This is a genomic window from Pseudoalteromonas sp. MQS005 (assembly GCF_001661605.1).
Lineage (GTDB): Bacteria > Pseudomonadota > Gammaproteobacteria > Enterobacterales > Alteromonadaceae > Pseudoalteromonas > Pseudoalteromonas tetraodonis.
On sequence record NZ_LYRQ01000002.1, the window covers coordinates 121,273 to 140,127 of the forward strand.

The following is an 18,855-nucleotide window of genomic DNA, read 5'->3' on the forward strand; positions in this document are numbered from 1 at the left end:
AGAGTGCTATGTAAATTATTTACAGTGGTTGCAGATACTACACAGCCATTTTTTAAAAATAAAAATAGCCTGCAAGGTACATGCTTTGTTTGAATAACAAAACTCCCTTACAAGCACTGACAATTAAAGGCTGTCTTTTAACGCTTTGGCTGGCTTAAATACGGCTTTATTAGCCCCTTCTATTTCTATTGCTTCGCCGGTTTGTGGATTACGACCCGTACGGGCTGGGTAATAACTTAATGCAAAAGTGCCAAAACCAGATATTTGTACCTGATCGCCTTCAGACAATGATTTGGTAATCACCTTTTGTAAGCTGGTTAAAGCTAATTGCGCCTCTTTTTTTGTTAACTCGCTCGTGTGTGCCATGGCTGTAACAAGTTCTGCCTTATTCATTTTTTGCTCCTAAATACACGCGCTGGCTTTAGCCAACTAGCGTGGCAATACAATGATGTAAAAATAAAAGCAGGCAGGCTAAGGGTTGCAAGGGGGTAAGTCAACCTTAACCAAGGGCTAAGGGCCTTAGTGAGAGTCATTGGGTTTAAATATAATCAGCTTGGCTGTTTTATAGTCATAAAGATGACTTAATCGCTTGCTAAGGTGAAATAAAAATCACCGTGAGCAAACGTGAACGCTAATCAATACCGCTGGTTTGAATTTACCTTTATTTTTATCATCCTGCCTTTAATTGGCTTTAATATTCGCCAGTATTTATCTAATTGGCTTATTCCAGCACTGATCATTTTAATGAGTGTGTGCTGTATTCTGCTGCTAAACGACATTCACTTTAAGCGCTTTAGATTAACCAGTATGGGGCAGTTTTCTGCTGTGAAGCGCCGTATGTTTAGCTTTTTCTTTATTGGCGCATTATTTTCAGGGGTGTTTTATAACTTACTCTACCAAGGACACTGGTTTACTTTACCGCGTGAAAACCTCACCGATTGGCTGATGCTATTGCTGCTCTACCCTTTATTGTCGGTGATCCCGCAAGAGTTAATATTTAGAACGTATTTTTTTCATCGCTATAAGCGCATTATGCCCAGTAAATGGTTGCGCATTATTATTAGCGCCAGTGTATTTGCATTGGCACATATTATTTACGCCAATTGGATAGCTGTTAGTTTAGCGTTTGTCGGTGGCTTGCTGTTTGCCTATACCTACGCACAAAGTCGCTCAACTTTTGCCTGTGTTATTGAGCACAGCTTATGGGGCATTTGGATGTTTACATTGGGGATTGGTGACTACTTAGATTCGGGTGCACTGAATTAACTAACCGCAACAAAAAGCCGCGATAAGCGCGGCTTTATTAAATTAAGTTTTAATTAAAAACCAAAAATACTGATATTAAAAAACTTGGTCGCAACGGTGTTTACAAAAATAAGCAGTAAAATCGCTGGGATAAATGTTTGTAATGAAAAGTTAACGTACTTTTCCATAAAGCTATTCGCATAATTAGGCGAACCTTGTCTTAGCTCTTCACTTAAACGAACTTTCTTCCATTTATACATTACAAACAAACATACCATTAAACCATTGAGTGGTAAAATAGTGTCGTAGAATACGTCATATACAATATCAAAAAAGCTCTTGTTACCACTGCCGTAGCTAGTAAAGGTAGTTAGGCTGTCAATCATACCAAACGACATAATACACATAATGGTTAACACACCGGTTGATAAGGTAAGTATGCCTAGCGCTTTTTTACGGCTAATGCCTTTACGGTCACTTAGTGTGGCAGTCGGCACTTCTACAATTGATACCAACGATGTAATTGCAGCAAAAAATACCAGCAAAAAGAAAATAAACGCCACTGCAGAGGCACCAAAGTAGCCAATATCGTGTTGTAACGCTAATAAGATTTTTGGTAAGTACACAAAAATCATTGAAACTGACGAGTCAGATAACTTTGTCGGATCGGTATTTGGGTCAAAGCTAAAAATAGCCGGTAACACCATCAAGCCTGCAACAAAGGCAACTAATGAGTCGGTAATGGCAACCATTTTCGCACTGCCCACAATGTCATCTTTTTTAGAAATGTAAGAGGCATACGTAATTAAAATACCCATACCTAACGACAATGAGAAAAACGCTTGGCTCAATGCGCCATTAAGAACACTGGCATTCATTTTACTAAAATCAGGAATAATATAGTACTTCACACCCGCCATTGCGTTATCAAGGGTGAGTACGTAACCCACTAATATAATAAGCATGACAAATAACGCCGGCATCAAAAATTTAGCCGCTTTTTCTATGCCATCTTTTACGCCACCGACCAATATTAAGTTAACAATCACCACAACCAGTGCCATGTAGCCAAACACCGTGTAGCTGTTAATAAACTCATCAAAGTGCCCAGGGTTTGCCAACTTATCCAAATTACCAAATGCGGTTTGGCTTAAGTAACCAAAAATCCACACCGTGATCACCATGTAAAAAACGGCAATCATAAATGGCGTTAACACGGCTAAAAAGCCAGCAAACTTCCATTTCTTATCGTTATTGGCTAACGCCTTGTATGCACCAAGAGGATCTTTTTGTGCGTGGCGACCCATAGCCATTTCGGCCATCATGACGGGTAAACAAATGAATGCGACGAACAAAGCATAGACGAGCAAAAATGCACCACCGCCATTCTTAGTCGCAGAAACTGGAAAGCCTACTAAGTTACCAATGCCCACAGCAGAACCCGCCGCTGCTAATATAAATCCTAAGCGGGAGCTAAAGTGCTCTCTATTTTCACTCATGTAATAACCTTGTTATTATTTATCTTATCCAAGGGACTCTACCAGTGTTACACAACGCTTTTCAAGCAATTACCGCGTAAAAAAACATTCTTGCTGTAAACATCGCCATAAACACTTTTAATTCACCATTTATCAACGCTATGCTAGTATGCAGTTAATTAAATTTAACAAGTTTTGAGAGTATTTTTATGTTGTATATGATTTATTCAACGGACGTCCAGAACAGCTTAGAGCACAGAAAAGCCGCTCGCCCTGCTCATTTAGCACGTTTACAAACGCTAGAAAACGAAGGTCGACTATTAACAGCCGGCCCCCTTCCAGCGGTTGATAGTGAAGACCCTCAAGATGCGGGCTTTACTGGCTCTTTAGTGATTGCTGAATTTAACTCTTTAGAAGATGCCAGAGAATGGGCCGCAGATGATCCTTATGTTGCGGGTGGCGTATATGAAAACTCAATCGTTAAACCATTCAAAAAAGTGTTCCCTGCTTAACATTAACGTGAGTTCCCCTGTTTAACTGCAACCAGTAATTCAGGGTTTGTTCACTCATTTTTAATTAGACTTTGTCTTATAAAAATTTAAATACTCAATAGAGTAATTAAATTTTAGTGGCTTAGTTTTTTAGGCTAAGCAGGTATGTTCTAGGAGTTTCGTAATGCGTGTATTATTAACACTCAATTTAATTGCTGTTTTTTGTTTGGCTAATGTTGCCCATGCAAATAATACTAACAGCACACCCGATAAAATTGAGATAAGCAAAAAGAAAGCAGTAATACTTGCAAAACAAACCACAGACGGTACAACATTAAAAATTTCAGAAGAAACACAATTTTATACAGTACGAATTTTAAAAGCTGACGGCCACGTCGTCGATTTGAAGATAAACAAAAAAACTGGCGAAGTGAAAAAGGATTAACCAATGCGAATTTTAGTAATAGAAGATGATTTACATTTGGCAGATAATCTGCGCAATGCATTAGAAAAAGAGCGTTACAGTGTTGATTTATGTCACGATGGCGAAGCGGGCCTTTTTCATATAACAGAATACCCTTTAGACATGGCAGTGGTTGATTTAGGCCTGCCTAAAATAGATGGCATAGAGCTTATAAACAAAGCCCGCGCCCAAGGGATCACTATCCCTATTTTAATTTTAACGGCGCGCGATCGCTGGCAAGACAAAGTTGAAGGCCTCGATGCGGGCGCTGACGACTACCTAACTAAGCCATTTCATGTTGAAGAACTCATTGCTCGCTGTAATGCGCTTATTCGTCGAAGTGCAGGTAAAGCAAACCCAGAAATGACAGCCGGCCCTATTAAAATTCATACGCGTTCACAACAAGTGTGGGTAAACGACAAAGAGCTAAGCTTAACCGCATACGAATATAAAGTACTTGAATACTTAATGGTTAACCCGCAAAAAGTAATTTCAAAGTCTGAGTTAACAGAACATATTTATGACCAAGATTTCGATCTTGATTCAAACGTCATTGAAGTGTTTGTATTGCGTTTACGTAAAAAGCTCGACCCTGACGGTGTGCTTAACCCAGTAGAAACACTACGTGGGCGTGGTTACAGGCTTAAAAGCCAGTGGTAGCACCGCAAATTTCGTTAAAAATAAGGCAAGGATTTATCCTTGTCTTTGTTTTATTAGTCGCCTTACCTATTTTGTTTTACTCCATAGGTAAGGCGTATTACGCGTCACTTGTTGATGCCACCGAAAAAAACCTCGAAGCGCACCTGTATTCACTCATCTCCGAGGTTGATTTTACCGAGCGCGGTATTATCATGCCCAGCTCTATCTTAACGCCCGAACTCAATAACCTAAACTCAGACACCTACGCCATGATTTACCGTGACGATGTGCCTATTTGGCATTCTGAGTCGGCGGTTAACGTTAACTTTGTTCCCCAATATATAGAGCCCAAAGCCGGTGCTGCAGACTTTAGACGCGTGGTTTATAACAACACCGCCTATTGGCAGTTAAGCTTAACGGTCATTCTTAATAATATTGACCAATCAGAGCAAGCACGATTTATTTTATTAAAACGCAACGATGCCCTACTGCGTTTAATGGACGGGTTTAAACAAACCTTAGTCGATTGGATGTTTATAATGGGGATTGCTATAGCAGGGTTAATGGCTATTGGTTTTATTTGGAGTGCAAGGCCGCTGCAGCGCCTAGATAAAGAAATAAAAGCTATTGAATCAGGCGATAATCAAGAAATTAAAGGCTTATACCCCGTTGAACTACAAACAATAAAAGCCGACCTCAACCTATTATTAGAGTCGCAGCAACGCCAAAAAGAGCGCTACCGCGCCTCACTCAGTGATTTAGCACATGCACTTAAAACGCCGTTAGCTGTATTAAAGTCAAGCCCACTGGCCAACGATGCCGACGCACAAGAACAACTCGACAGAATTAATGTGATGATCGAGCACCAATTAAAACGTGCTGCTACTGGGGCTTCCGATACATGGAAAAAGCAAACCCCCATCAAACCGGTTATCGACTCTATTTTAAGTGCGATGGGTAAAGTTTATCGCGATAAAGACATCATATTTAATTGCAAAGTGAGTGATAAAGATTACTTTTTAGGCGATAAAACCGATTTAATGGAGTTATTAGGTAACTTAATAGATAATGCCTGCAAAGCCTGTCGCTCCCAAGTCAGTATTGACGTTTCACAAGCTAAAACACTTAGCATTAGTATTTGTGATGACGGCCCGGGTATTCAACCAGATAAACGCGAGTCATTGCTTCAACGCGGTACGCGCCTTGATACTTACGAAAGTGGTCATGGTGTTGGCATGGCGATTGTATCTGACTTGGTGAAGTCGTATCACGGGTTGTTAACTATTTCTCAGTCGCAACGTTTGGGCGGCGCAAAATTTATTCTCGAGTTTAATTACCATGAAAAAAAGTAAGTATATCCTTTGTTTCACTCTAGCCCTATTATTTGCTTGGGCTGTTCCAAGCGTTGCAGCGCCGCTTGAATGCACACTTGAAAAGAACGCCCTACCCGAACAAATCAAAGCATATACACAATGTTTAGATGCCAAATTAAATAGAGTACAGCAAGAACAAGATAGCTGGATCCAAAAGCGTACCTTTGAACTATCTGCATTAGAAAGCGAAACCGGCAACACCCAAATTTTGTCATTATTTAAGCTAAGCATTAACGCTAAAGACAACTACATTCAAAGAAGTTGCCAATGGCGCTACATGCTAAAACAACCTAATGCACAACAAGCTGTTGTTACCTACAAAGAATGTGAAATAGCCATGACCGAGCAGTTTATTCAGCAGCTTAAAACGGCTCTTTAATTAGCTCATAGGTAAGCGATGTGTGCTTTGGTTTGGTTTGATTTGGTAATTAAGTGAAGAGTTTATTGGTGTTTAGGGAAGTGCAGTCTTAAAGGCTGAATTTTGTTAGTTTTTGTACTTTGCTATATGATTACTCAGACCATACCGCGAATTCATTTTCATTTGGATCGCTAAAGTGAAATCGTCTACCACCTGGAAATGAAAATATAGGCTTAATTATTTTGCCCCCTGCTTTCTCAATTTTATCTTGAGTCGCTTCAAGTTCATTACTATATAACACGATCAACGGGCTTCCATTTTTAGTAGAAACAACTAAATCAGACTTAAAGAAACCACCATCAACCCCTTGCGCGGTAAAACTACAATATTCTGGGCCATAATCTACAAATGACCAGCCAAACACCGTACTGAAGAAAGCCTTAGTAGCTGCAATATTTTGTGCAGGAATTTCAATATAGTTAATTTTATTATTTTGAGTCATTTTAGTTTTTACCCTTATTATCACTTATCTTATTTGTGGCTTGTGCTAGTAATATACAAAGGTAGCAGCAATGCTCGATTATATTTAATAAACTTTTATTGTCGAATTATAAGCAATTATCAGGTACTTAAAATAAGTGATATAAAAACATAAGCCAACCATATTTTTACTTTTTAAGCAGCTTGTTAGAAACTCTATAATTCAGCCGTATGGTATTTATACGGGCTATGTGATTTATCTATGCCGATCTCACCTTTTTTAGCTAAAACTTTTCCTGCCCATGCAGAAACTTTTTGAACGGTACATCCGACTGAGTCAGCAACTTCTCTAGCTGTAAGCCCTTCATCTGGTAAAATTTGTGATATTAAACCTAAGATTCTTATTTCTACTTCTGCGAAATTTCCATTTGTAACGGGCGCTTCTTGGTGAATGATTTCTATTAATTTCTCGTCATCATCAAAACATCGTTTAACTTTAGCGTGCTTGACTTTTTCCTCTGCGTAAATTTTTTTACATTCAGGGCACTGATAACTTTTTTGTTTTGACTCTAAAAAATATGGGTCAAACCCAGAGAGTACTGAATCGTAAATGAATCTAATTGGAGTGTATTCATCTTTTTTATCAGCGTACTTAATCTTAAATTCACTACAGACATCATAATCTATTGAATAAAGATTATATTTACCGCCATGTTTAGATGTTACATTTTCTGACATAAAGTGAATTAAAAAATTTTCACAAAGAACATTTAAATAATCATTTCGAATTGGATCTGCCATGAAGTGACTTGCAGGTCTGTCAGGGTATTTATTTTTTTCTTCTATTGCCCTCTCTAATATCGCATTCCACATATCTAAATGAAAACCTGGAACAAGCCTTTTTTTGACACTTCCAGTAAACTGTTTTTGGTATGTTTTTCTTGCACTACTAATACCATAATTAATTTCAGCTAAACCGATCTTACAATCAGGAGTAGAACTTGCCTGTGCAAAAGCATTTTGCAAAATAATACCAATAGTTCTTGATACGCCTAGCGTTTCTCTGGTGACCCTATATATGATTTCAGGAAAGTTAGATTTAAATACGTCGGTCACTTTCAGATTTGGACAAAACTTCTCTATTCGTTTGGTTATCAAAGTTTCAACAAATGTTTGAGTTTTATTGATCGCTGCAATTGTTCCATCGTATCTATCAGCATACTCATTAAAGTCGAGAGGAATCGGAAAAATATCCCGCCCGACAATAATTCGTTCACCAAAATCATAACGATCAGTAATAACGCCCACCTTGAAAAACATACCAATTCTAGAGCCTAAAAATGACTTTAAAAGAGCACTAAAGGTTGCTTGAGCTTCAGGACTTAGATCTGAATATTCATCAACAAACACATAAATAGAATCGATATCCGCTTTATTTTTTATATCGCTTATTTTATTTAGAAATTCTTGTACATTTAGACCTTTGATTTGATCTACGGTTTTACTTTGAGCAAGTTCATATGACTCGTTTTGTTTACCTGAAGCCTTTACTTTAGTATTTGATATTTCACCTGATACTTCAGAGCTTTCAATCGCTTTTCTAGCACTTGTTAAACTGACTTGCTTTGATGACGAAAGTGTAATTCCTTCAACTAAAACTTTTTCAATAAAATCTAAATCATTCAAAGCAGGATTTTCTTTAGAAAAAACAGCTAAAAACTTTTCTTCAAACATCAGATTAAGCTGTTTTTTTAACGACTCAATTATTTGACGAATGAAATGAATTTCTATTAAATTAAGATCGTTTTTTGAGTCAAAAAGATCATTGCAAGTGCTAAGATCTATATAAATTGGCAGTACTTTCTCTTGTGATATTAAACGAGCTTTACTTTTAAGTTTTGGAGATATTGATTTTAAACACTCGTAGTATCCCCTTAAAAGATTTGTTGTTTTTCCAGTTCCCCTTCTTCCACTAATAAAATTATCTTGTTTTTGAAGTAAACTTTCTAGTATTCCGAAGAAATCTATAAAGTACTCTTCTAAATCACCAAGCTCATTTAGGTTGTCAAGCGTGATGTAATCCGCTCGCAATATTGACTCAAAAGCACTTCTTAGTTTTTGTTTTTCTTGTACATTCATTATCTATTCCTAAAGCTTTAACGAGAATCATAAGTTTGATGAATTTCAAAAATTTAGTAATGCGCTATTTGGGCATATCTATACAACCGCCGCGCTCATTTTCCTTGTTATATAGTTTTAACAGATTAGCTAACACATTGCTATCATTAGGTTTTATTATTTTAAACATTACTAATTAACATTCTGTGCGCGCTTGGGTCATTTTCCTGAGTATGAGTGCACACTAAAGCTTACTCACTCAGCCCATAAAACGTTTTGACAAATCTGCATAAAAACCACAAACTACCTACCAGTAGATTGATTTAGCTAAAGTGATTTTAAAATGCATAAACCTGTGGTTATTATTGGTGGTGGCTTAGCGGGCTTATATGCCGCTTACAACCTAAAAAAGCGAAATATTCCGTTTTTATTATTAGAAGCCAAAGCCAATTTGGGTGGCCGAATTGCCTCTCACTTTTTGGCAACTAACAACATCATTGGCCATGATTTGGGCCCTACCTGGATATTTCCGCACCAGCCTAATATTCAACAGTTAGTTACTAATTTAAACATCCCTGTGTTTGAGCAATACACCCAAGGCGATGTGTTGTATCAAGCATCGCATACTGCCCCTGCTCAGCAAATTGCAGGCGCAGGTGAAATGCAGCTATTTAGAATACAAAACGGCATGACCCAGCTTATTAATGCGCTTTATCAGCAGCTTGACCCAAACACCGTTAAATTAGAGCACGCTGTTAGCGAAGTAAAAAAGCTCTCCGATGGCTGGCATATAAGCGCTAATTACCAAGGGAGTAAGCAGCACTTTACTTGCGCTCAGTTACTGTTGGCGTTACCCCCTAGAATGATCGGCCAGCATTTAACCCCGCATTTATGGGCTGATAATGTTTTAACTCAGCGTTTAACGTCGGTGCCGACGTGGATGGCTGGCCAAGCAAAGTTTGTTGCCACCTTTGAGCACGCTTTTTGGCGAGATAAAAACTTATCTGGGCAATGTTTTAGCCGTGTTGGCCCGTTAGTAGAAATACATGATGCGTCAGCAAGTGATCATGCTCACCCTGCTCTATTTGGCTTTATTGGCGTGCCTTACTTAAAGCGAAGTCAAGTAACTCGCGAGCAATTAACCCAAGCTTGCCTTGATCAGCTTGGTTATTTTTATGGTGAGCAGGCTTATACTGCCACTCATTGCACATTAAAAGATTGGGCTGAGGATGAATTTGTGGCCAACAAGGATGACCAACTAGGTGTATCGCAGCATCCTGAATTTAATTTTTCAGGGCTTGGCGAGCAGCTTAAACAGTTAAAAGTGCATTTTGTGGGCAGTGAGTTTGCAAAGCAGGAGGCTGGCTATTTAGAGGGGGCTATAAACGCCGTAGATAGCGCCTTAGCTAATTTAATAAATACTTAATAATGTTAAAGGCGTGCTTAGCCACGCCTTTGTAAAGCATTAGTTTTCTGATTTAATGACGGTTTCTTCACCTGTGCCAAGCATGGTTGCTAACCAACGCCCTTCGTCACTGGCTTCTAGCGCTATTTTTACAATCATGGTTAACGGCACCGATAACAACATACCCACAGAGCCTAATAGCCAGCCCCAAAATATTAACGATAAAAACACCACTAACGTAGAAAGCCCTAACCCTTTACCCATGTATTTAGGCTCTACAATATTACCCATTACGGTGTTTATAGTTAAATAACCCGCGCCAACAAGCCCTGCCACTAAGGGGCCTTGAGTAATAAGCGCCAGTAACAGTGCTGGCACAGCCGCTATGATTGAACCAATGTTAGGAATGTAATTAAGCATAAATGCCAATACACCCCAAAGTACAAAGTAATCAACATCGAGTATCCACAAGTAAAAACCAGCAATTACACCGGTGGCTAAACTTACTAGGGTTTTAATGGCCAAATAAGAGTTGATAGAGTCTAAAAAGCGGTCAATTTGCTTAATTTTGCTGTCGGGGTCGTCTAGTGCTAAATGAATTTTTTTGCCAAGTATGGGCCCTTCAAACAGCATAAAAACAACCGTTAAAATAATTAAAAACATATTGGCCATTACGCTACCTAAGCCGGTTAACATATTGGTGGCAACATCAACCATTTTACCGGGGTCGAACATAGACAAAATTTGTTCTTTATTAATTAAAATATTGTATTGCGAGGCCATATCAACCAGCCATACAAATTCTTCTTTTAACTGTGCTTTGTATTCAGGTAACTGCTTTGAAAAGTCATTAACCGACTGCCCCACTAAACCGCCTAAGCTAACACCTAAGCCCATAATAATAAGCACCACAAGCACCACCGCTATGCCTTTTGGAATACGGTAGCGAGCAAAAAAATTAATGAGTGGGCTACAAATAATGGCGATGAATGCTGCCAAAATAAACGGAATAACAATAGCACTTGCGGCTTTAATGCCCGCTAATACAATGACCAACGCTGCAAAAATAATTAAGCTTTTATTTACCCCAGTTAAACTTGCCAATACTCTTATCCTATTGCTGTTATTTGGCTTCAGTGTAAGGCAAAAGCTAATAGAATGAAATATTTATGGGTGATCATAATAATCAATGGTACGTATAAATTTGCAAATCGTTGAGCTGGGGAGTATAAATTTTAAACATCCCGCTTTATTTATAATTTTGGAGTTGCAATGCATATATTTTTTACAGGCGCCACGGGCTTGATTGGTAGGCACCTTTGCCCTTTCTTGTTGCACCACCACGACATTACGGTACTAAGTAGAAATCCAACCAAAGCTAAAGTGTTGTTAGGCCACAGAGTAAATGCTGTTAGCAGCTTAGACGATGTCGATTTAAATACGGTCGATATTGTCATTAATTTAGCCGGCGAACCTATCGTTAATAAACGCTGGAGTGATAAACAAAAAGCAAAAATACGTGATAGCCGAATTATTATTACCCAAGCCATAAGTGATGCAATTAATCAGTGTCATACACCACCACATACGTTTATTTCAGGCAGTGCAATAGGCTATTATGGTCGCCAAGGTAAAACCCAAGTTGATGAAAACAACACAGAACCGCACGATGAATTTAGTCACCAACTTTGTAAGGATTGGGAACTCGCTGCATTAAAAGCTGAGTCTGACGATACCCGTGTTTGCTTACTTCGCACAGGTATTGTACTGGCTAAAAAAGGCGGCGCACTTGGAAAAATGTTGCCTGCATTTAAGCTTTGTTTAGGCGGGCCAATTGGCAATGGCGAGCAAGGTATGTCGTGGATCCACATTGATGACATGGTGCAGCTCATTTTATTTTTGATTCGTAATCAAGATATCTCTGGTGCTGTAAATGCCACTGCCCCGCATCCGGTGAGCAATAAACAATTTAGCCAATCATTGGGCAAAGCATTGTCACGCCCTGCCTTTATGCCCATGCCTGCAGCTGTGCTCAATGTTTTAATGGGAGAAATGTCAGATCTACTCACAACCGGCCAATTTGTGGTGCCTAAAAAAGCATTAGAAAATAATTACCGTTTTCACTTTTCTGAAATCGATGCCGCATTAAAAAGTTTAGTTTAACGACTGGTCTTAAAGGGTTAAGTTTGTAGCGAGGGAGTATAAAGTTAATACTTTTTACTCCCTTGCTATTTTAGTGTTACTACCTAATAATGAGTTAAGTGTTATTTCTTATTCAGCTAAAAGAGCAACTAAAACATGCTTCATTTACCCACATTAATTAGCCTCTGTTTTATTCTTAACTTGTTTATTGCAGTGTTCTTTTTTTCTGTGTATTCATATAAAAAACAACCTAGCTTTTTATTTTTTGCTACTGCCTGCTGCTCTTTTATAACTGCTATTGCCCTAATTGGTTTGAGAGGGGTGATTGACTATCCACTTTTAACTTACTTTTTTGCTTACCTGTTTATTATTTTAACCCCACTCCTGCTTATTTTAGGGTTAATACCACAAAGTACGGTGCCTGCAGTAAAGCTAACGCCTTTATATTATGCCTGTGCTATATGTTGCACATTGCTACTTGCTGTGTATCTCATTGATGCGGGGCAAATTATTACCAGTATCATTACTGCCGTACTATTTAGCTACGCGGCCTATTTAATGATTAAAACCCCCAGTGTTGCTAAAGTACAGCAACGACTACTAATTGCCTGCTTTTCACTACACAGTGTAATAATGCTGTTGCAAGTTGTACTCCTTGTTTTACCCTACTTTAGCCAAATTAGTCAGGCGAACTTAGCCGCAGGGTTACAACTATTATTGGTCTCGCATTTATTTTTAACCACAGCCAGTGCGTTAATTCTGCCGTTTATTGCTTTTGCCAATGAAGAATCAAAACTAATAAACTTAGCGAATCACGATCCGCTCACACAATTATTAAACAGGCGAGGCTTTTTCCGCCTATGTAAAAAAATAACCCACACTGCACCGCTTAACAGCAGAGTGTCGTTAATTATGCTCGACATCGATCTTTTTAAACAAGTGAACGACCAATATGGTCATGAAACTGGCGACGAAGCAATAAAGTGGATTGCACAACATATTAACGAATTGTTTTTTGAAGCAGGCATTACCGCTCGAATTGGCGGAGAAGAGTTTGCTATTTTCCTTAACCAAAAAAATCTTACTCAAGCTAGGCAGTTAGCCCAAAAGCTATGCAGAAGTATTGATCAATATCCCTTTTATTTTAACGGTAATAGTATTGCACTGTCTGTTAGTGCTGGAGTAAGTAGCGCACTTATTCGCGATTTAAATATGCAAGAGCTGCTATTACAAGCTGATAAACGCCTATACCTTGCTAAAGAAACGGGCCGAAATAAAGTTGTTACTCATGATGAAAAAAGCGCACTCATGAATAGCCCCTCTGCCATTATTTAATTTAGGGATAAAAAAGCGAGGTCAAACCTGACCCCGCTTTATAATCAAACCAATTAATTTTATTACTTACTGATCCAAGGCGTTACTTTAACTACCTCGTTTATATCAGCCAATACTTTGGTGTCGTTTTGCCAGCTGTCTGTTACTTCAAAATAACATACTGATTCTTCGCATGTTATGCGCTCATCATCAAATTGTTTAGGCGCGTTAAAAGTAACAACCACCCCTTTTTGCTCAGGCAGTAAAAACCACATTAGTTTGCTAACAAAAAAGCCCGACAAGTCTGTTAAAAGCGCTTCAAGCTCATTATTAATGGTTAATAATGATTGCTTTGAAAAGGTTAGCCCTTCTAGCTCGTTGGCCTCTATTTGAAGCTTTAACTGACAATCATGAACCGGATTTTTAGGCTGAACCACAATCACCGCTTTGTCAGTATCAAGCTGCTTATCATACGGTAATAACAGTTGCGCTTTGTCAGTGTAATTAAGCGGGTACTCATTTTTTTCAGTTAAAATAGTCCCGCTTTTGATACTACATACTTCGTTAGTACCAATATCGCTAATATAAAAGTTTACGCGGGCGTACTGAAAATCGCCTTTGTTTACTACTTTTAAACGGTCGTAAAAACCGTCATACGACATAACAAACTCTTTAGCATAGGTGTTATTTGCCGCTATTGCTAAAAAGCAGGTCGCTATAGTCGTAACTAATTTTAATACTGGTTTATTCATCAAAGTACGCTCGGTTTTGATTGATCATCGTATTTAGCTCTTCAATATACGCTTCACCACGCTCTGAGTAGGACATCAGCCCAAGGGTTAGCTTAGTCGCCTTAATTGGCTTTTGCTGTGCGCGTAAATCTTCACGTATACTGCGTAATTGTTTATAAGCCTTATGCGTATTAATATTTCTAAAATATGACGTTACAGCAGCGCGAACCGATTTAAATGCAGCCACTTCATGCTCGGCTTCATTATTACGTCTTCTTGGCACCATGCCACAGCCTTTTTTGTAGCACCATTGGCCAAAAAAGTTTAAGCCTATTCGGGCAAAGCGTGAGGTACCCCATGCCGACTCATTAGCAGCTTGCATTAGGGCAAGTTCTTTAGGAATAATATCTACACGGCGCAGCGCTTGAGTTAGTGTAAGCGTGTCTAAGGTTTCAGGTAAGCGGTATAATTTAAGTATTTTTTTAATATCGCTCGCTTGTTTTTTACTTAACGGCTCGTCGTGTTCTAGCATCATGCGCGCAATTTCAATGTTTGCACGTTGCTGTAAAATCTTTTTGTTTTCGGCTTCTACATGGGGCTTAATGAAGTTAAAAAACGCATGCTTTTTCTCTTTTACATCGGTGTATTCTGAGAATTTTGGCAACTTAACATTATGCAATGGTTTTTCTTTCTTCTTTTCTTTTTTAATGTCGTCAGCACGTGTTTGTTCATCTGAAACAAACTCATCAGTTTGTATAAATGGATGAGTAAGTGCCCAAATAACAAGGGCGGCTAACAACAACTGAAAAATAGTTTTTAACATGTATTATCTCAATTAAACTCTAAGTTATGTATGGTGTAGTCACATACATACGAACACTCATTATACCTAAGCCACTTTATAAACGCGAATACCGAACAACTGAATAAAATTCATACGCCTATTGTGAGTTATTTATAATATACTAAGCGTTAAAGTCGTAGATATAGAGATAGGTTGTGACATGGATAAACAGTGGCAAAATAGAATAATTGAACAATATAAGCACCGCCCAAACGATAACCGCTCTCCTTGGCAAATAGACCGCTCTCGAATTATTCATGCTGCAGCATTTAGACGCCTTCAAGCCAAAACTCAAATAATGGGTATTGGTTTAAATGACTTTTATCGCACACGTCTTACCCATTCTTTAGAAGTATCGCAAATAGGCACGGGCATATTACGTCACTTAAAAGCCCTGCACCCTCGTTTTGAACATTTTCCATCAACCGGATTACTCGAAACCTTATGTTTAGCGCACGACATCGGCCATCCGCCCTTTGGGCACGGCGGAGAAATTGCGCTTAACTACATGATGCGTGATCATGGCGGGTTTGAAGGTAACGCACAAACACTACGAATAGTTGCCAAACTAGAGCCTTACAGTAATGGCTATGGCATGAACTTAACAAGGCGCACATTATTAGGGTTTATAAAGTACCCTGGTTTTATCAATCAGTTGTGGTACAACATTCCCAAAGTAGATAAACAACGCGCGTTTATAAAAGCCGACGACTGGCGACCTGCTAAAGGTATTTACAATGACGATGCACCTATATTTAATTGGATCATTGAACCACTGAGTCAAAATGATAAAGCATTATTAACCAGCCAAAATATTGTAGATTCATACCGAGCTAAAACACGCTATAAATCTCTCGATAGTGCCATTATGGAACTGGCTGATGACATTGCCTATGCCGTACACGATCTTGAAGATGCCATAGCCACCGATGTGTTAAGCCTAGACGATTGGTTAACCCATGCATTGCCGCACTTACAAGCACTCAACTATGATTGGTTAAATACGCTACTTAAATCACTTACAGAGCGATTATTTTCAAAACACGAACATGAGCGTAAAGATGCCATTGGTGAATTAGTAAATACCTTTATTATTCATATTCATTTAGACATACAAAACGATGCCTTTGAATGCCCTATTTTAAAGCACACCGCTAAATTAGATCAGCAATACGAAAGCGTATTACAAATACTTAAACATTTTGTATTTCAACGCTTGATACGCGACCCACAAATGCAACAAATAGAATTTAAAGGGCAGAACCTGCTTATTGAACTGTTTACCGCATTTGCCAGCGATCCAATGCGGTTATTACCCGAAACCACGCAAGCACTTTACCTAGAAGCCGAAAAACACCATCAAGGCATGCGAATTATTTGTGACTACTTAAGCGGTATGAGTGACGAATACGCTTATAAAACTTATCAACGGTTGTTCTCTCCCATACAATAAAGTAGTGAGCATAAAAAAAAACCGAGTCACTTAAGTAACTCGGCTTTTCGTTAGCTTATAAAGTCACATTAAAGTGATTTAATGCCCATGTTGTAAAGCGTAAAACCGTACATGTCGGCATAAAGGTCAATAATTTTACTGGTTGGCGTACCCGCACCGTGGCCTGCATTGGTTTCAATACGAATAAGCGTTGGATTAGTACCCGCTTGGTTCGCTTGAAGCTCTGCTGCAAATTTAAATGAATGCGACGGTACAACGCGGTCATCATGATCGCCTGTAGTGATCATAGTCGCCGGATATTCAACCCCTGCTTTTACATTATGAATTGGCGAGTAGCCTTTTAAGTAATCAAACATTTCTTTACTTTGGTCGCTAGTACCGTAATCGTATGCCCAACCAGCGCCAGCAGTAAAGGTATGATAACGAAGCATATCCAGTACACCTACCGCAGGTAACGCCACTTGAAATAAGTCAGGTCGCTGGGTCATTACGGCACCGACTAATAACCCGCCGTTTGAACCACCTCGCAGTGCTAGGCGCTTTTTAGAGGTGTATTTTTTATCTTGTAAGTATTGTGCGGCAGCAATAAAGTCGTCAAATACGTTTTGCTTTTGCAATTGCGTACCTGCTTTATGCCACTCTTTACCATACTCACCGCCACCACGAATGTTTGCCACTGCGTATACGCCGCCTTGCTCAAGCCAAGCCGCTGTTGTAGAGCTAAAGCGAGGTGTTAAGCTTATATTAAAGCCACCATAGCCATATAAAATAGTTGGGTTGCTACCGTCTAATTTAATATCACTTTTGTAAGTAATAATCATCGGTACTTTAGTGCCATCTTTAGAGGTATAAAATACTTGCTCAGAGGTGTAGTTGTCGCTATTAAAATCAATCCCTGACTTACGATATACTTTAGACTCACCACTTTGTACGTCAAAACTGTAAGTCGTCCCAGGTGTTTTGTAGTTAGTAAATGAGTAATAAAGCGTAGTTTGCTCTTTTTTACCGCCAAAACCACCCGCCGTACCAACGCCTGGTAAACTTATATCACGGATCAATTCGCCCTGCTTGTTATACTGCTTCACTTTAGAAATAGCATCAACCATGTAGTTGGCAAAGAATGTGTTACCGCCAAGCGTTACATTGAGTACGTTTACAGTTTCTGGAATAAAGTCTTGCCAGTTTTCAGGTTGCGGGTTGCTTGCATCAACCGTCACTACTTTTTTATTTGGAGCATTTAAGTTAGTAACCAAAAATAGCTTGCTACCTTCGTTATCAATCACGCTGGTATCAGAGTCGGTATTACCCACTACGGTAACAAACTCGCTATCTGGCTTAGTTAAATCTTTAATAAATAACTTATTGCCTGAGGTCGATACGCTAGCACTAATAAACAAATAACGGCCATCTTTGGTCGCTTTAGCGCCTACATAACGGTGTTTTTGCTCAGCGGTATCGCCAAATACTAGCGTATCCTCGCTTTGGGCTTGGCCTAATTTATGGTAGTACACTTTATGTTGATCAGTTTTTGCAGAAAGCTCACTGCCTTCTGGTTTGTCGTAGCTTGAATAATAAAAACCATCATTTGCCAACCAACTTACGCCACTAAATTTAACATCAACCAGTGCTTGCTCTACTTGCTCTTTGGTTTCGGTGTCTATAACAATGATTTTACGCCAATCACTGCCACCTTCCGATATTTGGTATGCTAACAATGAGCCATCTTCTGAAAATGATAAGCCCGACATTGAAGTGGTACCATCTTCACTAAAGGTATTAGGATCTAAGAAAATCTCAGCCTCGCCGCCGTCTTTACTGCGATATAAAACATACTGATTTTGCAGGCCATCATTTTTATAAAAATAGGTGTAGTCACCTTCGGTAAACGGCGCGCTGATTTTTTCGTAGTTCATTAACTTTTCAAGGCGCTGTTTTAACGTATCTCTGTACGGTATCTGCTCTAAATATGAAAAGGTTAGGTTGTTTTGTGTTTTAACCCATTGAGCCGTTTCATCACTCATATCATCTTCTAACCAACGATACGGATCAGCCACAGTTTCACCAAAGTAGCTATCAACCACGGTGCCTTTTTTAGTTTCAGGGTAATCTAGAGAGTTAACTGCTTTCATTGCTGTTTTTACTTCATTTTGAGTGGTGTTTTCTGCAGGTTGTGAACAACCCGCAAGTGCGATTACAACCGCACAGGTCAGTGTTTTTTTAAGCATTACTTTACCATTATTTTATTTATAGTCAGTCTAAACTATTAACTTTCACCGCTTTTGTCTATTAAGATGCGTTAAACGTCATTTATCGCTGTTAAC

Annotated in this window: 18 protein-coding genes; 10 read left to right on the top strand and 8 right to left on the bottom strand. The window is 38.9% G+C overall.

The features are described from left to right. Nucleotides 1-123: 123 nt before the first annotated feature. The gene (locus A9479_RS01635) at nt 124-393 is read right to left on the bottom strand and encodes an HU family DNA-binding protein (RefSeq protein WP_058154739.1); all 270 of its coding nucleotides are present in this window, start codon (nt 391-393) and stop codon (nt 124-126) included. 231 nt (nt 394-624) lie between these two features. On the opposite strand from A9479_RS01635, the gene A9479_RS01640 reads away from it, so the two are divergent. Next, entirely contained in the window at nt 625-1,266 is a 642-nt protein-coding gene (locus A9479_RS01640; protein WP_064662526.1) for a CPBP family intramembrane glutamic endopeptidase, read from the top strand. 53 nt (nt 1,267-1,319) lie between these two features. Here the strand turns inward: A9479_RS01640 and A9479_RS01645 are convergent, their stop codons facing one another. Further along, on the bottom strand, nt 1,320-2,744 hold the full coding sequence (locus A9479_RS01645) for a sodium-dependent transporter (protein WP_013465088.1): 1,425 nt from the start codon (nt 2,742-2,744) through the stop codon (nt 1,320-1,322). Between the two features lie 188 nt (nt 2,745-2,932). Here A9479_RS01645 and A9479_RS01650 point away from each other — a divergent pair, with 188 nt between their 5' ends. The 5 genes from A9479_RS01650 (at nt 2,933) to A9479_RS01670 (ending at nt 6,068) form a co-directional block, all read left to right on the top strand. Next, the gene (locus A9479_RS01650) at nt 2,933-3,235 is read left to right on the top strand and encodes a YciI family protein (protein WP_016900387.1); all 303 of its coding nucleotides are present in this window, start codon (nt 2,933-2,935) and stop codon (nt 3,233-3,235) included. A 163-nt stretch (nt 3,236-3,398) separates the two neighbouring features. After that, the gene (locus A9479_RS01655) at nt 3,399-3,659 is read left to right on the top strand and encodes a PepSY domain-containing protein (protein WP_016900388.1); all 261 of its coding nucleotides are present in this window, start codon (nt 3,399-3,401) and stop codon (nt 3,657-3,659) included. 3 nt (nt 3,660-3,662) lie between these two features. Next, nucleotides 3,663-4,337, top strand: a complete 675-nt coding sequence (locus tag A9479_RS01660; protein ID WP_008109187.1) for a response regulator transcription factor — start codon at nt 3,663-3,665, stop codon at nt 4,335-4,337. Continuing rightward, a complete protein-coding gene (locus A9479_RS01665) occupies nt 4,331-5,668 on the top strand; it encodes an ATP-binding protein (protein WP_064662527.1) in 1,338 nt (445 codons plus the stop codon). The genes A9479_RS01660 and A9479_RS01665 overlap by 7 nt, the downstream gene beginning before the upstream one ends. After that, entirely contained in the window at nt 5,655-6,068 is a 414-nt protein-coding gene (locus A9479_RS01670; protein WP_013465092.1) for a hypothetical protein, read from the top strand. Before A9479_RS01665 ends, A9479_RS01670 begins: the two co-directional genes overlap by 14 nt. A 130-nt stretch (nt 6,069-6,198) precedes the next feature. Here the strand turns inward: A9479_RS01670 and A9479_RS01675 are convergent, their stop codons facing one another. Further along, a complete protein-coding gene (locus tag A9479_RS01675) occupies nt 6,199-6,549 on the bottom strand; it encodes a VOC family protein (protein WP_064662528.1) in 351 nt (116 codons plus the stop codon). Between the two features lie 194 nt (nt 6,550-6,743). After that, complete coding sequence (locus A9479_RS01680) at nt 6,744-8,666, bottom strand: hypothetical protein (protein ID WP_064662529.1); 1,923 nt, start codon at nt 8,664-8,666, stop codon at nt 6,744-6,746. Between the two features lie 322 nt (nt 8,667-8,988). On the opposite strand from A9479_RS01680, the gene A9479_RS01685 reads away from it, so the two are divergent. Beyond that, nucleotides 8,989-10,071, top strand: a complete 1,083-nt coding sequence (locus tag A9479_RS01685; RefSeq protein ID WP_064662530.1) for an FAD-dependent oxidoreductase — start codon at nt 8,989-8,991, stop codon at nt 10,069-10,071. A 39-nt stretch (nt 10,072-10,110) separates the two neighbouring features. Here the strand turns inward: A9479_RS01685 and A9479_RS01690 are convergent, their stop codons facing one another. After that, the gene (locus A9479_RS01690; protein WP_058154751.1) at nt 10,111-11,154 is read right to left on the bottom strand and encodes an AI-2E family transporter; all 1,044 of its coding nucleotides are present in this window, start codon (nt 11,152-11,154) and stop codon (nt 10,111-10,113) included. A gap of 168 nt (nt 11,155-11,322) precedes the next feature. Here A9479_RS01690 and A9479_RS01695 point away from each other — a divergent pair, with 168 nt between their 5' ends. Further along, on the top strand, nt 11,323-12,213 hold the full coding sequence (locus A9479_RS01695) for a TIGR01777 family oxidoreductase (RefSeq protein WP_064662531.1): 891 nt from the start codon (nt 11,323-11,325) through the stop codon (nt 12,211-12,213). Nucleotides 12,214-12,348: 135 nt separating this feature from the next. Continuing rightward, nucleotides 12,349-13,527 carry a GGDEF domain-containing protein gene (locus A9479_RS01700; RefSeq protein ID WP_064662532.1) on the top strand — a complete coding sequence of 393 codons (1,179 nt, stop codon included), beginning with the start codon at nt 12,349-12,351 and terminating at the stop codon, nt 13,525-13,527. A gap of 62 nt (nt 13,528-13,589) precedes the next feature. Here A9479_RS01700 and A9479_RS01705 read toward each other — a convergent pair whose 3' ends face one another. Both A9479_RS01705 and A9479_RS01710 read right to left on the bottom strand, forming a co-directional pair. Further along, nucleotides 13,590-14,258, bottom strand: a complete 669-nt coding sequence (locus A9479_RS01705) for a DUF2987 domain-containing protein (protein WP_058154755.1) — start codon at nt 14,256-14,258, stop codon at nt 13,590-13,592. Continuing rightward, nucleotides 14,251-15,060 (bottom strand): glucosaminidase domain-containing protein, encoded by an 810-nt coding sequence (locus A9479_RS01710; protein ID WP_064662533.1) that lies wholly within the window; start codon nt 15,058-15,060, stop codon nt 14,251-14,253. The genes A9479_RS01705 and A9479_RS01710 overlap by 8 nt, the downstream gene beginning before the upstream one ends. Nucleotides 15,061-15,241: 181 nt before the next feature. Here A9479_RS01710 and A9479_RS01715 point away from each other — a divergent pair, with 181 nt between their 5' ends. Continuing rightward, a complete protein-coding gene (locus A9479_RS01715) occupies nt 15,242-16,534 on the top strand; it encodes an anti-phage deoxyguanosine triphosphatase (protein ID WP_064662534.1) in 1,293 nt (430 codons plus the stop codon). A gap of 68 nt (nt 16,535-16,602) precedes the next feature. Here A9479_RS01715 and A9479_RS01720 read toward each other — a convergent pair whose 3' ends face one another. Then, complete coding sequence (locus A9479_RS01720; protein ID WP_064662535.1) at nt 16,603-18,759, bottom strand: prolyl oligopeptidase family protein; 2,157 nt, start codon at nt 18,757-18,759, stop codon at nt 16,603-16,605. Nucleotides 18,760-18,855 lie beyond the last annotated feature (96 nt).

Bases quoted from the DNA above. Each gene is read 5' to 3' on its own strand.
- A9479_RS01635 (WP_058154739.1), bottom strand. From the start codon at position 393: ATGAATAAGGCAGAACTTGTTACAGCCATGGCACACACGAGCGAGTTA.
- A9479_RS01645 (WP_013465088.1), bottom strand. From the start codon at position 2,744: ATGAGTGAAAATAGAGAGCACTTTAGCTCCCGCTTAGGATTTATATTA.
- A9479_RS01650 (WP_016900387.1), top strand. From the start codon at position 2,933: ATGTTGTATATGATTTATTCAACGGACGTCCAGAACAGCTTAGAGCAC.
- A9479_RS01655 (WP_016900388.1), top strand. From the start codon at position 3,399: ATGCGTGTATTATTAACACTCAATTTAATTGCTGTTTTTTGTTTGGCT.
- A9479_RS01660 (WP_008109187.1), top strand. From the start codon at position 3,663: ATGCGAATTTTAGTAATAGAAGATGATTTACATTTGGCAGATAATCTG.
- A9479_RS01670 (WP_013465092.1), top strand. From the start codon at position 5,655: ATGAAAAAAAGTAAGTATATCCTTTGTTTCACTCTAGCCCTATTATTT.
- A9479_RS01675 (WP_064662528.1), bottom strand. From the start codon at position 6,549: ATGACTCAAAATAATAAAATTAACTATATTGAAATTCCTGCACAAAAT.
- A9479_RS01680 (WP_064662529.1), bottom strand. From the start codon at position 8,666: ATGAATGTACAAGAAAAACAAAAACTAAGAAGTGCTTTTGAGTCAATA.
- A9479_RS01685 (WP_064662530.1), top strand. From the start codon at position 8,989: ATGCATAAACCTGTGGTTATTATTGGTGGTGGCTTAGCGGGCTTATAT.
- A9479_RS01695 (WP_064662531.1), top strand. From the start codon at position 11,323: ATGCATATATTTTTTACAGGCGCCACGGGCTTGATTGGTAGGCACCTT.
- A9479_RS01700 (WP_064662532.1), top strand. From the start codon at position 12,349: ATGCTTCATTTACCCACATTAATTAGCCTCTGTTTTATTCTTAACTTG.
- A9479_RS01705 (WP_058154755.1), bottom strand. From the start codon at position 14,258: ATGAATAAACCAGTATTAAAATTAGTTACGACTATAGCGACCTGCTTT.
- A9479_RS01710 (WP_064662533.1), bottom strand. From the start codon at position 15,060: ATGTTAAAAACTATTTTTCAGTTGTTGTTAGCCGCCCTTGTTATTTGG.
- A9479_RS01715 (WP_064662534.1), top strand. From the start codon at position 15,242: ATGGATAAACAGTGGCAAAATAGAATAATTGAACAATATAAGCACCGC.
- A9479_RS01720 (WP_064662535.1), bottom strand. From the start codon at position 18,759: ATGCTTAAAAAAACACTGACCTGTGCGGTTGTAATCGCACTTGCGGGT.